The following is a 20,011-nucleotide window of genomic DNA, read 5'->3' as shown; positions in this document are numbered from 1 at the left end:
GTGCGATGCGTGGAGGGGGCGCGGCGGTGCGGCGGCCTCGGTGCGGATCCCTTGTGCGCATGTTCCCACCGTTGCCCGAGTGGTGCACGGGCACGCGGTGTGCGGGGCCCGGAGCCCGGGAACGCTGCGCGGTGAACGTGTCCCTCCGTGTGATTTGCCCCTCGCTGTGCACCGTGAAACTGCCGGTTGCGGGATGCTGGAGATAACGTTCGTTCACTTCTCCGGCCGGTTCGGGCCGGGGTGCCCGAGCGATGTGTACGGCACGACGGATGTGTGCGGTACTTGTCGGTACGGATGGATGTAGTCGCTTCATGGAGGCAGTGATGGGTGTGGCAGCCGGTCCGATCCGCGTGGTGGTGGCCAAGCCGGGGCTCGACGGCCACGATCGCGGGGCCAAGGTGATCGCGCGGGCGCTGCGCGACGCCGGTATGGAGGTGATCTACACCGGGCTTCACCAGACCCCCGAGCAGATCGTCGACACCGCGATCCAGGAGGACGCCGACGCGATCGGTCTGTCCATCCTCTCCGGGGCGCACAACACGCTCTTCGCGGCCGTCATCGAACTGCTCCAGCAGCGGGACGCGGCGGACATCCTGGTCTTCGGCGGCGGGATCATCCCCGAGGCGGACATCGCTCCGCTGAAGGAGAAGGGCGTCGCGGAGATCTTCACCCCGGGCGCGACCACGGCGTCCATCGTGGACTGGGTGCGGGCGAACGTGCGGCAGCCTGCGGAGGCGTAGGGCGGCTTTGTGGCGCCTCGCGTGTCGCGGCTGGGCCGGGGCCCCGGCCCCGGCGCCCCGGAATCGGTGCGGGGCGGGGGTGGGGCACGCCGCCCGGCGTTTGCGGGGCGCCTCCCCCACTCCCGGCTCCGCTCGAGCGGGAGGACCCCCATCGCCCACCTTCCCCCACTCTCGGCTCCGCTCGAGCGGGGGGACCCCCACCGCCCCAGCGGCACGACTGCCCGCAGTCGACGTGGTGCGGCTGCCCGCGGAGACGCGAGCGGGGACGGTCTCGTGGCCGTCCCGGACGGTCAGGGGGCGGCCGGCGTCAGTTCGGTCAGCATGGCCGCGCGCAGGCGCAGGGTGGTGACCAGGCGCTGGAAGGCCTCCGACCAGTAGCCGCCGGCTCCGGGCGACGCGTTCTCCGGCTCGTCCGGTACCGCCAGGAGCGCGTCGAGGCGGCCGGCCTCGGACGGGTCGAGGCAGCGTTCGGCCAGGCCCATGACTCCGCTGAAACTCCATGGATAACTCCCTGCGTCACGCGCGATGTTGAGCGCGTCGACCACCGCCCGCCCGACCGGCGCGGCCCAGGGCACGGCACACACCCCGAGCAGCTGGAACGCCTCGGACAGGCCGTGCGTCTCGATGAACCCGGCCACCCACTCGGCCCGTTCGGCGGCGTCCAGCGTGCCGAGCAGCTTGGCGCGTTCGGCCAGGGACACCGCCCCCGGGCCGCCCGCCTCCGGCGCGGAGGGCTCTCCGAGCAGCGCCCGGGACCACGCCGCGTCGCGCTGTCGTACCGCCGCCCGGCACCAGGCCGCGTGCAGTTCGCCCTGCCAGTCGTCCGCCACCGGCAGCGCCACTATCTCCCGCGGCGTGCGCCCGCCGAGCCGCCGCGACCAGCTGCCCAGGGGTGCCGCCTCCACCAACTGGCCGAGCCACCAGGACCGTTCGCCCCGGCCAGCCGGAGCCCTGGCCACCACGCCGTCACGTTCCATGGCCGCGTCGCATTCGTGCGGCGCCTCGACGACGATCGTCGGTGTGTCCCGCGTACGGTCGACGGCCACACACGCCCCGGCCCGGACCGCCATGCGTTCCGCCAGCGCCGAGCCGGGCAGTGCCGACAGCAGCTCCGCCGCCGTCGCCCGTACGTTGCGGCTGCGGTCGGCCAGGGCCTGCTCGAGGAACGGCTCGTCGTCCGGGCCGAGTCCGGTGCGCAGCGAGTCCAGGAACATCAGGCGGTCCTCCGCCCGCTCCGTCGCCCAGCTCGCCGAGAGGAGTTCCCTCGCGGTGGCCGGCCTGCGGGAGCGCAGGGCGGTGAGGAGGGCGACCCGTTCGGCGAAGAGGCCCTCCTGCCAGAGCCGCCGTATGCCCTCCGTGTCGTGGAGGCGGGGCACGGACGTGCCCCCGCCCGGTGTGGAACGCAGGGCGAACCGCCAGTCCGGGTTGAACCGGGCCAGCCACAGGGCGCGCGGCCCCGCGAACCGCAGTGCCGCCGGACGCAGGTCGGTCCGTCCCCGCGCGGCGTCGAGCAGGGCGGGCAGCGCGGCCGGGGGTGCCGCGAAACCGCGGGCGTTCGCCGCCGCCAGCCACTGGGGCAGCAGCTCCATGAGGTCCGGAGCCGTGCCCCGGCGGCCACCGCCGAAGGCGCCGGGACGGTCGGCGAGCAGCATCGTGAGCCGGCGCGCGGCGGCGGACGGGAGCGGAGGACGCGGGTCCGCGGGGGCCGGCCGCGGACGCTCCGCGGCCCGTGCCGGCCGCAGCCCGGCGCGTCGCCGTACGGTCGCCACGGCCGCCGCGTCCAGCAGGGCCGACGGCGCGCCCGGCCCGGGCGCGGAGCCCGCCGGGGTGCGCCGGTCCGTGCCCAGCAGGGCCGCGGTCACCAGCTCCTCCCAGGAGTCCGGGAGGGAGGCGCCCACGGTGGTGGTCGTCCTGCTCATGAGCTTCCTTTCCGACGGGCGTCCCGGCACGGTCGAAGACTCATGCGCACCGAGTGTCCAGTGATGTCCGAAAGATTCCTGGGGTGGACGGGAACGGGGACGAGTGCACCGCTCAGCACAGCGGCACCGCCTCACCGGGCCCCTCCGGCCATGCCGCCAATGGAGTGAATCCCTGGTGGCCGCACTCGCCGAAGACCCTGACCGGGGCGCCGCCCGACAGGGCGACCAGACGCCACAGACCGGGGCGGGACCGCGCGGCCGGCGTGAGCGGCAGGGCCGCGTCCTCGTCGGCGTCGGCCAGCTGCCAGCCGTCACCGTCCGGAGCCGGTACCACCCGGTCCAGCGTCACCGGGACCGAGTCCAGCCAGGGGTCGTCGCGCAGCGCCTCGCCGTAGCCGGCGGCCGCCCGGGTCGTCGTCGTCCCCGGCGGCCGTACGTCCGTCGGGGCGGGCGGCGCGAACCGCTCACCCAGGGCCATCCGCGGCTGCCCCGCGCCCGGGTACGCGGACAGCTCCGCGTCGAGGGCCAGCCCGACCGGCAGCGCCAGCTCCGGGGCGCGGCCCGCCGCCCCGTAGGAGAGGAGCAGCGCCGTGCGCCCCGAGTCCGTGCCGTACAGCCAGACGCGGCGGGTCGTCAGACGGCTGTCCGCCGTGTCGTACTGGGCGAGGACCAGCCAGCGGTCCCGTATCGCCGGGCCGTCCGCCGACGCGGGCAGGCCGATGCGGGAACGGACCGTCGCGGCCAGGCCCTCCGGCAGCCGCTCCCGGCGCAGCCAGCCCCGGCCGAGGAGGTGGAGCAGCGCGCACTCCTCCAGCAGCCGCACCGGCCCGCCCGGCCCGGTGCCCGCGAGCGCCCCCAGCTCCCGCACCCGGGCGGCCAGCCCCGGCGCCTGGGCGTCGACCATGCGGGCCGCCGTCTCCTCCCACAGCCCGTACCCCGACTGCTCGGCCGCCGCCAGGCCGCCGCGGAGCAGATCCGCCAGGCGCTGCTCCAGCTCCACCGCGCCCGCCGTCACCCGCTCGGCCCGGCGCTCCGCCCTGCGCCGCGCCGCCTCCGGGCCGGCGGAACCCGAGGAGCTCGAGGGGCCCTCGGCCCGCTCCTGTCCCGCGCGCCCGCGCCGGCCCGCGATCCACTGCTCGGCCCACTCGGGCGCCTCCCCCCGCGGCACCGCCCCGTCCCCGCCCGACCAGAGCAGCAGCAGGCCGAGCGCGTGCTTGCACGGGAACTTACGGCTCGGGCAGCTGCAGTGGTACGCGGGCCCGGAGACGTCCGCGACGTCGACGACCGTCCGGTACGGAGTGCTCCCACTGCCCTCGCACAGACCCCACACCGTCCCCTCGCCCGAACTGCCGGCCCCGGACCACGGACCGGCCGCGCCGAGTTTGCTTCCCGCCGTGCGTGACGCGGCGTCAGGCGCCAGTGCCAGCACCTGGTCCGCGGTCCAGCGCACCCCCTGCTCAGTCATGCCACCGAAACTAGATCCCGGCACTGACAATCGCCCTGGCGAAGGCGTTCGTGCAGGTCAGAGCGATTGTCAGTGGTGTGGTGCACGGTTGGTGACAGATCCGAACCGGCCGAGCTGGAGGAGGACTCAACCATGCCTGTCTCTGTTGAACCGACGTCCGTCGACCCGAGCCGGGACGGCTCCGCGCCCGCGGACACGACGACGGCGGAGACGCGGGCGCTGCGACCGCACGCCGAGGACGCCTTCGCCGCCGAACTCGCCGCGCTGGCGGCGCAGGACGACCGTCCCCGACCCGCCCGCTGGCGGCTGTCGCCGTGGGCCGTCGCCACCTACCTGCTCGGCGGCACGCTGCCGGACGGCACGGTCGTCACGCCGAAGTACATCGGCCCGCGCCGCATCGTCGAGGTCGCGGTGACCACCCTCGCCACCGACCGCGCCCTGCTCCTGCTCGGCGTGCCCGGCACCGCGAAGACCTGGGTCTCCGAGCACCTGGCCGCCGCGGTCAGCGGCGACTCCACCCTGCTCGTGCAGGGCACGGCCGGCACCCCGGAGGAGGCCATCCGCTACGGCTGGAACTACGCCCGGCTGCTCGCCCACGGCCCCAGCCGCGACGCCCTCGTGCCCAGCCCGGTGATGCGGGCCATGGCGGAGGGCATGACGGCCCGCGTCGAGGAGCTGACCCGCATCCCGGCCGACGTCCAGGACACGCTGATCACCATCCTGTCGGAGAAGACGCTGCCGATACCGGAGCTGGGCCAGGAGGTGCAGGCGGTCCGCGGCTTCAACCTGATCGCCACGGCCAACGACCGCGACCGGGGGATCAACGACCTGTCCAGCGCCCTGCGCCGCCGCTTCAACACCGTGGTGCTGCCGCTGCCGGAGACCCCGGAGGCGGAGGTCGACATCGTCTCGCGCCGGGTCGACCAGATCGGCCGCTCCCTCGACCTGCCGGCCGTGCCCGACGGCATCGACGAGATCCGCCGGGTCGTCACCGTCTTCCGCGAGCTGCGCGACGGGGTCACCACCGACGGCAGGACGAAGCTCAAGTCGCCCAGCGGCACGCTGTCGACGGCCGAGGCGATCTCCGTCGTCACGGGCGGGCTGGCGCTGGCCGCCCACTTCGGCGACGGCGTGCTGCGGGCCGGGGACGTCGCCGCGGGCATCCTCGGCGCGGTCGTCCGCGACCCGGCGGCGGACCGTGTCGTCTGGCGGGAGTACCTGGAGACCGTGGTCCGCGAGCGCGACGGCTGGAAGGACTTCTACCGGGCCTGCCGGGAGGTCAGCGGTTGATTTCCTCCCCCGTCCGAAGGCGGGGCACCCACGAAAGGACTCAGATGAACGGCAGGAAGGCGGACACCGCGGGGCCGCTGCTGCTCGGCGTGCGGCATCACGGGCCGGGGTCCGCGCGGGCGGTGCGGGCGGTACTGGAGGAGGCCCGGCCGGCTGCCGTGCTGATCGAGGGCCCGCCGGAGGCGGACGCGCTGGTCCCGCTCGCCGCCGAGAAGGACATGCGGCCGCCCGTCGCGCTGCTCGCCCACGCGGTGGACGAGCCCGGCCGCTCGGCCTTCTGGCCGCTGGCCGAGTTCTCCCCGGAGTGGGTAGCGCTCCGCTGGGCGCTGGAGCACGAGGTCCCGGCCCGTTTCATCGACCTGCCGGCCGCGCACACCCTGGCCTGGGAGGACGACGAGGACCCCGGGCCCGGCGCGGGCGACGACGTGCGGGTCGACCCCCTGGGGATGCTCGCCGAAGCCGCCGGGTACGACGACGCGGAGCGGTGGTGGGAGGACGTCGTCGAGCACCGGGGCGTGGGCGAGGGGGACGCGGTCGCGCCGTTCACCGCGCTCGAGGAGGCCATGACCGCGCTGCGGGAGGAGTACGGAAGCGGGGGGCACCGGCGGGACCTCGTGCGCGAGGCGCACATGCGGCTGCAGGTCCGGACGGCGCGGCGGGAGTTCGAGGACGGCGTGGCCGTGGTCTGCGGGGCCTGGCACGTGCCGGCGCTGCGGCACAAGGCCACCGTCGCCGCCGACCGTGCCCTGCTGAAGGGGCTGCCCAAGGTGAAGACGGACATGACCTGGGTGCCCTGGACCCACCGCAGGCTCTCCCGGACGAGCGGCTACGGCGCGGGCATCGACTCCCCGGGCTGGTACGGGCATCTGTTCGGCGCCCCGGACCGGCCGGTCGAGCGGTGGCTGACCAAGGTGGCCGGGCTGCTGCGGGCCGAGGACCGGACCGTCTCCTCCGCGCACGTCATCGAGGCCGTACGGCTGGCGGAGACCCTCGCGGCGCTCCGCGGACGCCCGCTGCCCGGCCTGAGCGAGACGACCGACGCCGTACGGGCGGTGATGTGCGAGGGCTCCGACGTGCCGCTGGCACTGGTGCACGACCGGCTGGTCGTCGGCGACGTGCTCGGGGAGGTGCCGGCGACGGCACCCGCCGTCCCGCTGCAGCGGGACCTCGCGCGGATCCAGCGCCGGCTGCGGCTGAAACCCGAGGCCGGGGAGCGGGAGCTGGAGCTCGACCTGCGCAAGGAGACCGACGCGGAGCGCGGCAGACTGCTGCACCGGCTGCGGCTGCTCGGCATCGGCTGGGGAGAGCCGGCCGCCGCACGCGGCGGCACGGGGACCTTCCGGGAGACCTGGCGGCTGCGCTGGGAGCCCGAGCTGTCCGTGCGGGTCGCCGAGGCCGGGGTCTGGGGGACGACCGTACTCGCCGCCGCGACCGCCAGGGCGGAGGCGGACGCCGTCGGCGCGCGGGGGCTCGCCGAGGTCACCGGGCTCGCCGAGCGCTGCCTGCTCGCCTCCCTGCCCGAGGCGCTGCCCACGGTGATGCGGGTCCTCACCGACCGCGCGGCCCTCGACACCGACGTCGGCCACCTCGCCCAGGCGCTGCCCGCCCTGGTCCGCTCACTGCGCTACGGCGACGTGCGCGGCACCGACACCGCGGCGCTGGCCGAGGTCGCCGCCGGGCTCGCCGAGCGGGTCTTCGTCGGACTGCCCCCGGCCTGCGCCGCCCTGGACGCGGACGCCGCCGACGAGATGCGGCGCCACGTCGACGCGGTGCACGGCGCGGTGGGCCTCCTCGGCGACGCCCCCGCGCCGGGCCACGGGAAGCTGCGCGCCCGCTGGCAGTCGGTGCTGCGGACCCTGTCCGCACGGGACACCGTGCCCGGCGTCATACGGGGGCGGTCCGTGCGGCTGCTGCTGGACGACGGGGAGCTGCCGCAGGACGAGGCGGCACGGCTCATGGGGCTCGTGCTGTCACCGGGCACGCCGCCGGCGGACGCGGCCGCGTGGATCGAGGGCTTCGTCGGCGGCTCGGGCGGCGGACTGCTCCTGGTCCACGACGAGCGGCTGCTCGGGCTGGTCGACGCGTGGCTGACGGGCGTACCGGCGGAGGCGTTCACGGACGTACTGCCGCTGCTGCGGCGGACGTTCTCGGCGTACGAGCCGGGGGTGCGGCGCACCCTCGGTGAACTGGTCCGGCGCGGACCGGGGGCACGCGGCGGCACGGCGGCCGCGGTGTCCGGCGTCCCCGGCTTCGCCCCCGACCCCGACACCGCCCGCGCGGACGCCGTGCTGCCGGTCCTGCGGCTGCTGCTCGGGCTGGACGGGGAGGACGGGGAGGACGAGGAAGCGCGCGACGGACTGGCGGGGGTGACGGGATGAGGGACACACAGAGCGAGGCGGCCACGACGACGGACCCGGCGCAGGAGCGGCTGCGGCGCTGGCGGCTCGTGCTCGGCGGTGACACGGCCGACGGGACCGGACGCGCGCTGTCCGGGCAGGACGCCGCGATGGACGGGGCGCTCGCCGCGCTCTACGGCAAGGGGGACACACCGCAGGCGGGCCGGGACCGTTCGGCGGGGCTCGGTGCGTCGGCACCGTCGGTGGCCCGCTGGCTCGGGGACATCCGGACCTATTTCCCCTCCTCCGTCGTCCAGGTCATGCAGCGCGACGCCATCGACCGGCTGGGCCTCGCCACGCTCCTGCTGGAACCGGAGATGCTGGAGGCCGTCGAGGCCGACGTCCACCTCGTCGGCACGCTGCTGTCGCTCGACAAGGCGATGCCGGAGACGACGAAGGAGACGGCACGGGCGGTCGTGCGCAAGGTCGTCGAGGACCTGGAGAAGAGGCTCGCCACCCGCACCCGGGCCACCCTCACCGGCGCCCTCGACCGCAGCGCCCGCGTCAGCCGGCCACGCCACCACGACATCGACTGGAACCGCACGATCGCGGCCAACCTCAAGCACTACCTCCCGGAGCACCGGACGGTCGTGCCCGAGCGGCTCATCGGCCACGGGCGTGCCTCGCGGTCGGTGAAGAAGGAGGTCGTCCTCTGCGTCGACCAGTCCGGATCGATGGCGGCGTCCGTCGTGTACGCGTCGGTGTTCGGGGCGGTGCTCGCCTCCATGCGGTCGGTCGACACCCGGCTTGTCGTCTTCGACACGGCGGTCGTCGACCTCACCGACCAGCTCGACGACCCCGTCGACGTCCTCTTCGGCACCCGACTCGGCGGCGGTACGGACATCAACCGGGCGCTGGCGTACTGCCAGGCGCGGATCACCCGGCCGGCGGAGACGGTGGTCGTGCTGATCAGCGACCTCTACGAAGGGGGGATACGCGACGAGATGCTCAAGCGGGTGGCGGCGATGAAGGCGTCGGGCGTGCAGTTCGTGACGCTGCTCGCGCTGTCCGACGAGGGGGCGCCCGCGTACGACAGGGAGCACGCGGCGGCGCTCGCCGCGCTGGGCGCACCGGCGTTCGCCTGCACACCCGATCTGTTCCCGGAGGTGATGGCGGCGGCGATCGAGAAGCGGCCGTTGCCGATACCGGACACGGCATGAGGAGCGGACTCGGGCCGGTGAAAACGGACATGAGTACCCATCGGTAACGGAGGGCTTGCGCGACCTCGGGAGTCGCGTGCAAGGATCGGCGCCGTTCGATGAAGGACCCGTGAAGCGTCTCCAGCCGTCCAGCCGTCCAGCCGTACCGTCGTCCGGGAGGATCAGCCCCTCTTGATCCGGTCAGCAGCCTTGCCCGGTGCCGCTCTGCGCGCGATGCGCACGGTGGCGGGGCGGCGTGCGGTCCTGTTGGCGCTGCTGGTGGGCGCGGTGTTCGTGCTCGGCGTGCTGTGCGGGGAGCGGGCGCGGGCGGCGGACGGCGGGCCGGTCGAGCGGACCCCCTCCACCATCAGGTCCTCGGTGTCGACCGGCTCGGGCACCGCGCCCGACCCGAACGGCCCCGCGCCGGTCGTCGAGACCCTCACCGTGCCGCGCCCGGACGTGGCCGATCCGATCCGCCCGCTGACCGAGACGGTGGTCCGGTCCGTGGACGAGCGGATCGTACGGCCGGTCGGGGACCTGGTCGGCACGGTGACCGGCCGGCTGGACGAGGCGACGCCGGGACAACTCCCGGCCCTGCCCACGCTGCCCGCCCTGCCCGCGCTCCCCGGCCTGCCCGCCCTGCCCGCCCTCCCCGGCCCGGAGCGGCCCGCGCCGCTGCCGGGGCTCCCGCACCTGCCCGACGCGCCGGAGCAGACGCTCCCCGAGCCGAGCGCGCCCGCCCCGCAGCCGGGCACCTCGACACCGTCGTCCGGCACGCCCGGGCAGGACACCCCGGACGAGCCGAAGGGGCCGGACAGACCGTCCGGGACCCCGGAGCGGACCACGGGCCCCGGAGCCCACGGCCCGGAGCTCATCCGTGCCGACCGCGCGCCCCACGCGGACCGGGGACACCGGCCCGCGCAGGACGCCGTACACGTCGTGGACGCCGGCTCGGCCCCCGCACCGCACGCTCCCGGCACTCCCGGCACTCCCGGCGGTCCCGCCGGTCAGTCGGACGGCACGACGGGCAACCGCCCGGCCGCGGACCACGGCGCGCCGCGGCACGGTGACGCGTGCGCCGTCACCGCGCATCACCGGCCGCCGCTCCGGCTCGTACCCGGCGACACCGTGCGCGCCGAGGCGGCCGGTACGCGGGACCCGTACCGGGACGTCCCGGTCTCGCCCGCTTAGGGGCACCCCCCCCTCGCCGCGGACACGTGCGCGCGAGGGCGGCGCGGCGGCCTGCCCGTCCGGGCACCTTCGTGTCCCGGCGGAAGCGAAGCCGCCGCGGACCCCTCACAGCCGCGGACCCCACACACCGGTCCGGCCGCACGCGCCCGCGCCCCCACCCGTACCTGACTCACAGGTGGCAAAGGACTCCGCGGGGCATCAGGACCCGGACAGCCGAAAGCCGTCGGTCCGTCCGTCCGGAACCTCGTGGAGGGGCGACCGGCCCCCATTGGGGTGGGGACCCGGTCACCCCGCATCCCGGAGAACAGGGTGTTCACCGCCCCTCCGGGCTGTTCGACAGGGCCTCACCGGGCCAACCCCAGCCCGGTGAGGCCCCTCACGTACGGCACGCCGTGCCAGAGATGGAGGCATCATGTGACAGGTATCACCGCTCACGTGTGACCCGCGATTTAGAGAGGTCCCCCCAGCGGCGATAACCTGCGAGACGGACATGCCGCGCGCTCGGACACCGTGTGCGCCTCCCTTGTGACACAGCGGACGTCACGTTGCCCTTCGCGGCACGCCCACGCATCCAACGAACCGCGAGATCACTGATAGGGACGGAAGCGCGTGGACCTGTTCGAGTACCAGGCGAGGGACCTCTTCGCCAAGCACGATGTACCGGTGCTGGCCGGTGAAGTCATCGACACGCCTGAGGCGGCCCGCGCAGCCACCGAGCGGCTCGGTGGCAAGTCCGTCGTCAAGGCCCAGGTGAAGGTCGGCGGCCGCGGCAAGGCCGGTGGCGTCAAGCTCGCCGCGACCCCGGACGAGGCCGTCGCCCGCGCGACGGACATCCTCGGCATGGACATCAAGGGCCACACGGTCCACAAGGTGATGATCGCCGAGACGGCCCCGGAGATCCTGGAGGAGTACTACGTCTCCTTCCTCCTCGACCGTGCCAACCGCACCTTCCTCTCCATCGCCTCCGTCGAGGGCGGCATGGAGATCGAGGAGGTGGCGGCCACCCGCCCCGAGGCCGTCGCCAAGACCCCGATCGACGCCAACGAGGGTGTGACCCCCGCCAAGGCCCGCGAGATCGTCGAGGCCGCGAACTTCCCGGCCGAGGTCGCCGACAAGGTCGCCGACATCCTGGTCACCCTGTGGAAGACCTTCGTCGCCGAGGACGCGCTCCTCGTCGAGGTCAACCCGCTGGCCAAGGTCGCCTCCGGTGACGTCATCGCCCTGGACGGCAAGGTCTCCCTGGACGAGAACGCCGAGTTCCGTCAGCCGGAGCACGAGGCCCTCCAGGACAAGGCCTCGGCCAACCCGCTCGAGGCGGCCGCCAAGGAGAAGAACCTCAACTACGTCAAGCTCGACGGCGAGGTCGGCATCATCGGCAACGGCGCGGGTCTCGTCATGAGCACCCTGGACGTCGTCGCCTACGCCGGTGAGGCGCACGGCGGCGTCAAGCCCGCCAACTTCCTCGACATCGGTGGTGGCGCCTCCGCCGCCGTCATGGCGAACGGCCTGGAGATCATCCTCGGCGACCCGGACGTCAAGTCCGTCTTCGTCAACGTCTTCGGCGGCATCACCGCCTGCGACGAGGTCGCCAACGGCATCGTGCAGGCGCTGCAGCTGCTCGCGGACCGCGGTGAGGAAGTCACCAAGCCGCTGGTCGTCCGCCTGGACGGCAACAACGCCGAGCTGGGTCGCAAGATCCTCTCCGACGCCAACCACCCGCTGGTGCAGCGCGTGGACACCATGGACGGCGCGGCCGACAAGGCCGCCGAGCTCGCGGCTGCTGCGAAGTAAGGGACGAGGGACTACACAGCCATGGCTATCTTCCTCAACAAGGACAGCAAGGTCATCGTCCAGGGCATGACCGGTGCCACGGGCATGAAGCACACCAAGCTCATGCTGGCCGACGGCACGAACATCGTCGGTGGCGTGAACCCGCGCAAGGCCGGCACGTCCGTCGACATCGACGGCAACGAGATCCCGGTCTTCGGCACGGTCGCCGAGGCGATGGAGAAGACGGGCGCGAACGTGTCCGTGCTCTTCGTCCCGCCGGCCTTCGCCAAGGCCGCCGTGGTCGAGGCCATCGACGCCGAGATCCCGCTCGCGGTCGTCATCACCGAGGGCATCGCGGTGCACGACTCCGCCGCGTTCTACGCGTACGCCGTGGAGAAGGGCGACAAGACCCGGATCATCGGCCCGAACTGCCCGGGTCTGATCACCCCCGGTCAGTCGAACGCCGGCATCATCCCGGGCGACATCACCAAGCCGGGCCGCATCGGCCTGGTCTCGAAGTCCGGCACGCTGACGTACCAGATGATGTACGAGCTGCGTGACATCGGCTTCTCCTCGGCCGTGGGCATCGGCGGCGACCCGGTCATCGGCACCACGCACATCGACGCGCTCGCCGCGTTCGAGGCCGACCCCGACACCGACCTGATCGTGATGATCGGTGAGATCGGCGGCGACGCCGAGGAGCGGGCCGCGGCGTTCATCAAGGAGAACGTGAAGAAGCCGGTCGTCGGCTACGTCGCGGGCTTCACCGCGCCCGAGGGCAAGACCATGGGCCACGCCGGCGCCATCGTCTCCGGTTCCTCCGGCACGGCCGCCGCGAAGAAGGAGGCCCTCGAGGCCGCCGGCGTCAAGGTCGGCAAGACCCCGACCGAGACGGCGAAGCTGGCGCGCGCCATCCTCGCCGGCTGAGCCGGCGGCGCAGAGCGGCACCGAGCGACACCGAGCGACACCGAGCGACACCGTACGGGTGGGCCCGTTCCCCGCAGTGGGGGACGGGCCCACCGTCGTTTCTGTCCTTGGCTGCCGCACCCCGGCTGTCACGCCTAGGCTGTCGCGCCCCGGCTACCGCGCCTGCGGCGCCAGCCGCTCCGGCCCTCGCGGCAGCTCCTTCCGCAGCCGGGTGCGCAGCTCCCGCTCCTCCTCCGACAAGGGACCGGGCGCCACCCGCGGCGGAACGCCCCGCACCGTCTCGCCCGGTGGCACGGGTGGCTCGTAGCGGGTCGGGGCCGTGCGCAGGGTGAGTGCCGTGGTGCCGATCAGCGCGACCGTGAACGCGACGGCGGCCCGGGTCCAGAACCGGGCCCGGCGCTCGCTGCCGCCGCGCACCACCGGCGGCTCGGCCGCCCGCAGCCGCCCGGCGGAGGCCAGCTCGGCCAGCCGCCGGTGCAGCTCCCGCGGGTCCGACAGGTCCGGGAGCCGGGCGGCGACGGTCTCGCGCGCGTACGTCAGCCGGCCGGCCGTCGCCCGGGTGCTGGCCTCCGTCTCCGCCGCCGTCTCGGGCAGACCGAGGCCGAGCCCGTCGTACAGCAGGAGCGTGCGGCGGTACGGCGGCGGGAGGCGCAGCAGCACCTCCAGGAGCGCCCGGTCGTCCTCCTCCGGGGGCGGCGGTTCGGGCTGCCGGTGGCGGCGGCGGAACCGGTGCCACGGGGAGAGCGCCCACTCGTACGCCGCCGCGCGCACCCAGCCGGCCGGGTCCGGGTCCCGGGCCACCTCGGGCCAGCGGTCCCAGGCCAGCTGGAAGGCCCGCTCCACGGACTCGCGGGCGAGCGTGCGGCGGCCGGTGAGCAGGTAGGCCTGCCGGACGAGGGCGGGGGCGCAGAAGGAGTACAGGGCGTCGAAGGCCTGAGCGGGCGTGAGGTCCGGGAAGGAGGCGGAGGCCGGCGAGGGTGCCTGCGCGAACGCTTCGGGACGGCCGTCGCCGCCCGGCTTGTCCAGACACACCGTCACCACCGCTGTGACCTCCTTCTCCCGACGGACGGGCACGGACTCCGGCGTCCCCGCGTCGGCGGTCCCTTCCGCCAGGTCGGCCAGCAGCTTCGCGTACGCCTCCCGGTTCCGGCCGTGGGGTGTGCTGCGGCCGGACTCCCACGCACGTACCGTCCCGGGCCGGACGCCCACGCGTTTCGCGAGCTGAGGACGCGTCAGCGAGGCCGTCTCACGCAGGCGCCGGCGTTCACCGGGTGGGGGGAGCGGGGTGGTGGGGCTCCGTGTCACGGGGAGCCCCTCCGTCCAGAAAAGTACATAAACGTATATTGAGCGACACAGCCGTTTTTTGCCCGTTACAACGGGAAAGCGCGTGTCGTTGGGAGCATGGCGGACGTGATCCAGATGACCGCTCGCCGTACGACGCCGGCCACCCTGCTCACCCGCGTGCGCGACCGCTCGCCAGGGCTCGCCCCCGGCCTCCTCGGCGGCGCCCTCGCGGCCGGACTGGGGCTCGGGGTGTTCGCCGTGCTCGTGATCCTGCTGTGGGTCAGCTCGCCCTACCCCGACAGCGGGCCCGGCGGCGCCCTGCGCGTCGCGGCGGCGCTGTGGCTGCTGGCGCACGGCACCGAACTGGTCCGCATGGACACGCTGTCCGGTGTCCCCGCGCCCGTGGGCGTCCCGCCCCTGCTGCTGCTCGCGCTGCCGGTGTGGCTGCTGCACCGGGCGGCCCGTGACGTGGCGGAGGGCGGCGCGGGAGGCAAGGCCCCGCTCGTCCCCGGCCGTACGGCGTGGGCGGGCGTCCTCCTCGGCTACCTCGCCGTCGGCGTGCCCGCCGCGCTCTCCTGCGCGGGCGGTGGGCTGCGGCCGGCGTGGGGGACCGCGGTGTGCGTGCCGCTGGTCGCCGGACTGGCCGCGGGGGCGGGGGTGTGGACGGCGTACGGCCGTCCGAGCGGACCGCTGGAGCGGGTGCTGGGCGCGGTGCTGCCCAGGGGCGCACGCCATCTGGTCCTCGGACCGGACGGTCGTCCCGGGGTCGCGGTGCGGGCGGCGGTGGCCGGGGTGACGGTGCTGGCCGGCGGCGGGGCGCTGCTGTTCGCGGTGTCGCTGGGATGGCACGCCGGGGAGACCGGGCAGGGGTTCCTGCGGCTGACGGAGGGCTGGTCGGGATGGCTGGCGGTGCTGCTGCTCTGCGTCACGCTGGCGCCGAACGCCGCGGTGTGGGCGGCGGCGTACGCCCTCGGCCCCGGCTTCCTCCTCGGCACCGGCACCCAGGTGACTCCGCTGTCCTCCCCGCCCGCCCCGCCGTTGCCGCCGTTCCCGCTGCTCGCGGCGGTGCCGGACGTGGGAGCGGGGACCGCGCCGAACTGGGCGGCGGCGGCGCTGCCGGTGACGGCCGGACTGGTGGTGGGGTGGTTCGTGGGACGGGGCGCCGCGAGGAGTGGACCGGCGCCGGCCCCGGCCTGGACCCGCGGCCGGACCGTCGGGGCGGCGGGACTGGCGGCCGTGCTGTGCGCGGCCCTGCTGTCCGTGCTCGCCGCGCTCGCGGGCGGGCCGCTGGGGGCGGCCGCGCTCGCCCGGTTCGGCCCGGTGGGATGGCAGGTGGGAGCCGCGGCACTGGCATGGCTCGCGCTGGTGGCGGTCCCCGCGTCACTGGCGGTACGCGCCTGGCGCCGCCGCCCGCCCGGAGGCGACCCCGGGAACCGGCTCCCGGGGCCCGGGGCACCACGGAACCGCCGTGCTCCGAAGGAGGCGAGGCCGGCGCCGCCCGTACGCCGCCGGCCGGCCCCGCCACCCCCGCGCGACGACCCCGACGAGCCGTACCCGTCCCACCGCACCCGGGACTCCGTGTCCGGCCTGTGGGACTGGGACATGCCGTTCGGCGTGCGGGACGCGGTCACCGCGCCCGGAGAGGAGGACCCCCCGTCTGGCCCCCGGGAGTGAGCACGGAGGTCAGTCGGTCGTGCCCAGGAGGTCGCGCAGCTGCTCCGGGAGGAGGTCGCCGCAGGACTGGCGGGCCTCCTGGGTGAGGGCGTCGTTGGTGCAGGTGTAGTAGTCGCTGTAGACCAGCTGGGCCGTGAAGGACGCGGCGACCAGGGCGAGCGCCAGCGACCCCGTGACCACTCCGCTCACCGCGGCCGTGGTCTGCGGGCGGCCCTTCGGCTCGGGCGCCGGGGCGTCCGGGTCCTGCGCACGGGGCTTGGCGCGCAGGGCGCTGATGCCCCAGTACAGGGCGAGCGCGCCCAGCAGCAGTGCGACGTACGGCCAGCTGAAGAGGCCGAAGAAGAAGGCCCACATACCGGACAGCAGGGCGTACCGCGCCCGGCGCTGGGCCGGGTCCGTGGGGTCCCAGCGCATACCGGGCCCTTGAGAGCCGCCGCCGCCCTGCCCCTCGGGGCCGCGCGGACGCTCGCCGAAACCGCCGGGGGAGCGGCCGGGCTGCCGGTCGCTCCAGTTCCGGCCCCAGGAGGAGCGGCCGTCGCCCTCCTCGCCGGACGGGTGCCTCGGCTGCCAGGGCCGGTCGGGAGCCCCTTCCGGCGGCGGCGCGAACGGGTTGTCGTCCTGTGACTCCTGGGAGCCCTGGGCCCCACGGCGTCCGTCGTCGCCCTGGGGGGCGTCGGGCGGCGAGGCGGGGCGCTCCCGCAGCAGCACGGCGCCCCGCTCCCCTCCCCGGGCGGACTGCTGGGGGAACGTGAGAAGTCGCAGGCTGCGGTCCGGCATCAAGTGAGCGTCTTCCCCTTAATGAAGCACGGCGTGGTCCGGCGCGACCGCCTCGCACGACGTATTGACTACGACTGGGCTGGTGAACCGGTGCGTTCCCGTCGGCTCTCCGCGGCCCGGGTCCGTCATCCTGTGAACGCCCGGTGCACGGTTCGCGTTCCCACGCGCCCCGGCGTTCCAGGACCGGCTCTTCCCAGACGCTACCTTCCGGCCACGCCCCCGTCCCGTGGGGGCCGCCCGGTGTGCCGGTATCGTTGCTGACGGTCGGCCGCTTCGTAGGCTTCCCCGTATCCGGGGACCCGAAGCATTCGTACGAATACACAAAGCGCTGTGCCGCCGACCGCACGGACGCTCCCCGAGAAAGGGCCCCACCGTGGCCGCCAAGCCCGTGGCCGAGCGCGCCAGGCGTCTCGTCGTGCTGGTCTCCGGATCCGGCACCAACCTCCAGGCGCTCCTCGACGAGATCGCCGCCGTCGGCGCCGAGGCGTACGGGGCCGAGATCGTGGCCGTCGGCGCCGACCGCGAGGGCATCGAGGGACTGGCCCGCGCCGAGCGCGCCGGGCTGCCGACCTTCGTCTGCAAGGTCAAGGACCACGCCACCCGCGAGGAGTGGGACGCGGCGCTCGCCGAGGCCGTCGCCGCCCACGAGCCCGACCTGGTGGTGTCCGCCGGGTTCATGAAGATCGTGGGGAAGGAGTTCCTCGCGCGCTTCGGCGGGCGGTTCGTCAACACCCACCCCGCCCTGCTGCCCAGTTTCCCCGGGGCCCACGGCGTACGGGACGCGCTCGCGTACGGCGCCAAGGTCACCGGCTGCACCGTCCACTTCGTCGACGACGGCGTCGACACCGGGCCGATCATCGCGCAGGGCGTGGTGGAGGTCCGGGACGAGGACGACGAGAGCGCTCTGCACGAGCGCATCAAGGAAGTCGAGCGAAGGCTGCTCGTCGAGGTCGTGGGGCTCCTCGCCCGCAACGGCTATCGCATTGAGGGACGAAAGGTAGTTATCCAGTGACCGCCGAGAGCAACAAGCGGGCCATCCGACGGGCGCTCGTCTCCGTCTACGACAAGACCGGCCTCGAGGACCTCGCGCGCGGGCTGCACGAGGCCGGCGTGGAGCTCGTCTCCACCGGGTCCACCGCCGGGAGGATCGCCGCCGCGGGCGTCCCCGTCACCAAGGTCGAGGAGCTCACCGGCTTCCCCGAGTGCCTGGACGGCCGCGTCAAGACCCTGCACCCGAAGGTCCACGCCGGCATCCTCGCCGACCTGCGCCTGGAGGACCACCGCAACCAGCTCACCGAGCTGGGCGTGGAGCCGTTCGACCTCGTCGTCGTCAACCTCTACCCGTTCCGGGAGACCGTCGCCTCCGGCGCGACGCCCGACGAGTGCGTGGAGCAGATCGACATCGGCGGCCCGTCCATGGTGCGCGCCGCCGCCAAGAACCACCCGTCGGTCGCCGTCGTCACCAGCCCGGCGCGGTACGCGGACGTCCTCACCGCGGTCGAGGACGGCGGCTTCGACCTCGCCGCCCGCAAGCGGCTCGCCGCGGAGGCCTTCCAGCACACGGCCGCCTACGACGTGGCGGTCGCCTCCTGGTTCGCCTCCGAGTACGCCCCCGTGGACGACACGCGGTTCCCCGACTTCCTCGGCGCCACCTGGGAACGCAAGAACACCCTCCGCTACGGCGAGAACCCGCACCAGCCCGCCGCCCTGTACGTCTCCGGCACGGGCGGTCTCGCCGAGGCGGAGCAGTTGCACGGCAAGGAGATGTCGTACAACAACTACACGGACACGGACGCCGCCCTCCGTGCCGCGTACGACCACGAGGCGCCCGCCGTCGCGATCATCAAGCACGCCAACCCGTGCGGCATCGCGGTGGGCGCGGACGTCGCCGAGGCGCACCGCAAGGCGCACGCCTGCGACCCGCTGTCCGCGTTCGGCGGTGTGATCGCGGTCAACCGCCCGGTCTCCAAGGAGATGGCGGAGCAGGTCGCCGAGATCTTCACCGAGGTCATCGTCGCGCCGGACTACGAGGACGGCGCCCTCGAGGCCCTCACCAAGAAGAAGAACATCCGCGTGCTGCGCGCCCCCGAGGCCCCGTCCGCCCCGGTCGAGGTCAAGCCGATCGACGGCGGCGCGCTCCTCCAGGTCACCGACCGCCTCCAGGCCGAGGGCGACGACCCGGCCACCTGGACCCTCGCCACCGGCGAGGCCCTGACCGGGGCGGAGCTGGCCGACCTCGCCTTCGCGTGGAAGGCCTGCCGCGCGGTGAAGTCCAACGCGATCCTGCTCGCCAAGGACGGCGCCTCCGTCGGCGTCGGCATGGGCCAGGTCAACCGCGTCGACTCCGCGAAGCTGGCGGTGGAGCGCGCGGGCGCCGAGCGGGCGGCCGGTTCGTACGCCGCCTCGGACGCGTTCTTCCCGTTCCCCGACGGCCTGGAGATCCTCACCGAGGCCGGGGTGAAGGCCGTGGTCCAGCCCGGCGGTTCGGTCCGCGACGAGCTGGTCGTCGAGGCCGCGAAGAAGGCGGGCGTGACGATGTACTTCACGGGCACGCGCCACTTCTTCCACTGACGCCTTCGTCCGCCCGGCCGCTCACATGGGCGGCCGGGCGGAGGGGTGTCCTACTGGTCCACCTCGTACTGGCCGGTCTCCAGGAAGTACCGTAGCTCCTCGGGCGTACCGTCGATGACCTCCTCGGCCGCGGCGCGGAGCGCGTCGCTGATGTCCGGGTCGGCCAGCATGCGCGCGACGGCGACGCGGTCGTCCTCGGCCTGGGCGAGGCGGTAGCCGGTCTCCAGCCAGGTGCGGAGCTTCTCCGGGGTGGGTGCGTCGAGGAGTTCGTAGATCTCCTGCTTGACGCGCTTTCCGGCGTAGGGCTTGCCGAGGATGGTGAAGACGGCGACGCGGTCGTCCTCGTACTGCGCGAGACGGTAGCCGGTCTCCAGCCAGGTGCGGAGCTTCTCCGGGGTGGGTGCGTCGAGGAGTTCGTAGATCTCCTGCTTGACGCGCTTTCCGGCGTAGGGCTTGCCGAGGATGGTGAAGACGGCGACCCGGTCGTCCTCGTACTGGGCGAGCCGGTAGCCGGTCTCCAGGAACGTCCGCATGTCCTCCACGGTGCCGTCCAGGGCCGCGTTGGCCTCCCGGGTGACGCGCTTCCCGGCGTAGGGCTTGCCGAGGATCGTCAGGATGGCGACGCGCAGCTCCTCCTCCGACATCTCGTCCACCGGCGTGCCGGGGTCGTCCGTGGCGGCCGACGCCGTGACGGCGACGGGAGCCGGCGCCGAGTCCGCGGCGAACGCCGGACCGGTGAGAAGGAGGGCCGGCGTGAGCGCAGTGGCGGCCACCGCCAGAACACCGCGGGTCAGTCTCATACGTGAACCTGCCTGTTCGGTAAGGGCTTTCACGGAAGACGGCGACTGCCGTCCCGAACATCCTTTCA

General features: G+C 74.3%; 15 protein-coding genes. 10 read left to right on the top strand and 5 right to left on the bottom strand.

What is annotated here, in order from left to right; genetic code table 11:
* Nucleotides 1-323: 323 nt before the first annotated feature.
* On the top strand, nucleotides 324-740 hold the full coding sequence (locus KUM38_RS05245; protein ID WP_217128092.1) for a cobalamin B12-binding domain-containing protein: 417 nt from the start codon (nucleotides 324-326) through the stop codon (nucleotides 738-740).
* 290 nt (nucleotides 741-1,030) lie between these two features.
* Here the strand turns inward: KUM38_RS05245 and KUM38_RS05240 are convergent, their stop codons facing one another.
* Both KUM38_RS05240 and KUM38_RS05235 read right to left on the bottom strand, forming a co-directional pair.
* Nucleotides 1,031-2,659, bottom strand: a complete 1,629-nt coding sequence (locus tag KUM38_RS05240; protein ID WP_217128091.1) for a DUF5691 domain-containing protein — start codon at nucleotides 2,657-2,659, stop codon at nucleotides 1,031-1,033.
* Nucleotides 2,660-2,771: 112 nt separating this feature from the next.
* Nucleotides 2,772-4,124 carry an SWIM zinc finger family protein gene (locus tag KUM38_RS05235; RefSeq protein ID WP_217128090.1) on the bottom strand — a complete coding sequence of 451 codons (1,353 nt, stop codon included), beginning with the start codon at nucleotides 4,122-4,124 and terminating at the stop codon, nucleotides 2,772-2,774.
* Between the two features lie 132 nt (nucleotides 4,125-4,256).
* On the opposite strand from KUM38_RS05235, the gene KUM38_RS05230 reads away from it, so the two are divergent.
* The 6 genes from KUM38_RS05230 to sucD all read left to right on the top strand — a co-directional run bounded on the left by KUM38_RS05230 (nucleotide 4,257) and on the right by sucD (nucleotide 12,837).
* Entirely contained in the window at nucleotides 4,257-5,414 is a 1,158-nt protein-coding gene (locus tag KUM38_RS05230) for an AAA family ATPase (RefSeq protein WP_217128089.1), read from the top strand.
* Between the two features lie 44 nt (nucleotides 5,415-5,458).
* On the top strand, nucleotides 5,459-7,792 hold the full coding sequence (locus KUM38_RS05225) for a DUF5682 family protein (RefSeq protein WP_217128088.1): 2,334 nt from the start codon (nucleotides 5,459-5,461) through the stop codon (nucleotides 7,790-7,792).
* The gene (locus tag KUM38_RS05220; RefSeq protein ID WP_217128087.1) at nucleotides 7,789-8,970 is read left to right on the top strand and encodes a VWA domain-containing protein; all 1,182 of its coding nucleotides are present in this window, start codon (nucleotides 7,789-7,791) and stop codon (nucleotides 8,968-8,970) included. Before KUM38_RS05225 ends, KUM38_RS05220 begins: the two co-directional genes overlap by 4 nt.
* Nucleotides 8,971-9,141: 171 nt before the next feature.
* Complete coding sequence (locus KUM38_RS05215) at nucleotides 9,142-10,140, top strand: hypothetical protein (protein ID WP_217128086.1); 999 nt, start codon at nucleotides 9,142-9,144, stop codon at nucleotides 10,138-10,140.
* A gap of 609 nt (nucleotides 10,141-10,749) precedes the next feature.
* Complete coding sequence (gene sucC, locus KUM38_RS05210) at nucleotides 10,750-11,931, top strand: ADP-forming succinate--CoA ligase subunit beta (protein WP_145867657.1); 1,182 nt, start codon at nucleotides 10,750-10,752, stop codon at nucleotides 11,929-11,931.
* 21 nt (nucleotides 11,932-11,952) lie between these two features.
* Nucleotides 11,953-12,837, top strand: coding sequence for a succinate--CoA ligase subunit alpha (sucD, locus tag KUM38_RS05205; protein WP_030829714.1), 885 nt, complete (start codon nucleotides 11,953-11,955; stop codon nucleotides 12,835-12,837).
* A gap of 153 nt (nucleotides 12,838-12,990) precedes the next feature.
* Here the strand turns inward: sucD and KUM38_RS05200 are convergent, their stop codons facing one another.
* Complete coding sequence (locus KUM38_RS05200) at nucleotides 12,991-14,142, bottom strand: helix-turn-helix domain-containing protein (RefSeq protein ID WP_217128085.1); 1,152 nt, start codon at nucleotides 14,140-14,142, stop codon at nucleotides 12,991-12,993.
* A 96-nt stretch (nucleotides 14,143-14,238) separates the two neighbouring features.
* Here KUM38_RS05200 and KUM38_RS05195 point away from each other — a divergent pair, with 96 nt between their 5' ends.
* Nucleotides 14,239-15,795 carry a DUF6350 family protein gene (locus tag KUM38_RS05195; protein ID WP_217128084.1) on the top strand — a complete coding sequence of 519 codons (1,557 nt, stop codon included), beginning with the start codon at nucleotides 14,239-14,241 and terminating at the stop codon, nucleotides 15,793-15,795.
* 9 nt (nucleotides 15,796-15,804) lie between these two features.
* On the opposite strand, the gene KUM38_RS05190 is transcribed toward KUM38_RS05195, so the two are convergent.
* Entirely contained in the window at nucleotides 15,805-16,572 is a 768-nt protein-coding gene (locus KUM38_RS05190; protein WP_217128083.1) for a hypothetical protein, read from the bottom strand.
* Between the two features lie 373 nt (nucleotides 16,573-16,945).
* On the opposite strand from KUM38_RS05190, the gene purN reads away from it, so the two are divergent.
* Both purN and purH read left to right on the top strand, forming a co-directional pair.
* The gene (gene purN / locus KUM38_RS05185; protein WP_217128082.1) at nucleotides 16,946-17,584 is read left to right on the top strand and encodes a phosphoribosylglycinamide formyltransferase; all 639 of its coding nucleotides are present in this window, start codon (nucleotides 16,946-16,948) and stop codon (nucleotides 17,582-17,584) included.
* Entirely contained in the window at nucleotides 17,581-19,143 is a 1,563-nt protein-coding gene (gene purH / locus KUM38_RS05180; protein ID WP_217128081.1) for a bifunctional phosphoribosylaminoimidazolecarboxamide formyltransferase/IMP cyclohydrolase, read from the top strand. Before purN ends, purH begins: the two co-directional genes overlap by 4 nt.
* A gap of 50 nt (nucleotides 19,144-19,193) precedes the next feature.
* Here the strand turns inward: purH and KUM38_RS05175 are convergent, their stop codons facing one another.
* A complete protein-coding gene (locus KUM38_RS05175) occupies nucleotides 19,194-19,943 on the bottom strand; it encodes an ALF repeat-containing protein (protein WP_217128080.1) in 750 nt (249 codons plus the stop codon).
* Between the last annotated feature and the right edge of the window lie 68 nt (nucleotides 19,944-20,011).

It is taken from the genome of Streptomyces sp. AC558_RSS880, assembly GCF_019049255.1.
Lineage (GTDB): Bacteria > Actinomycetota > Actinomycetes > Streptomycetales > Streptomycetaceae > Streptomyces.
The sequence above is the reverse complement of the archived record's forward strand: the minus strand, read 5'-3'. Positions and strand labels throughout refer to the sequence as shown.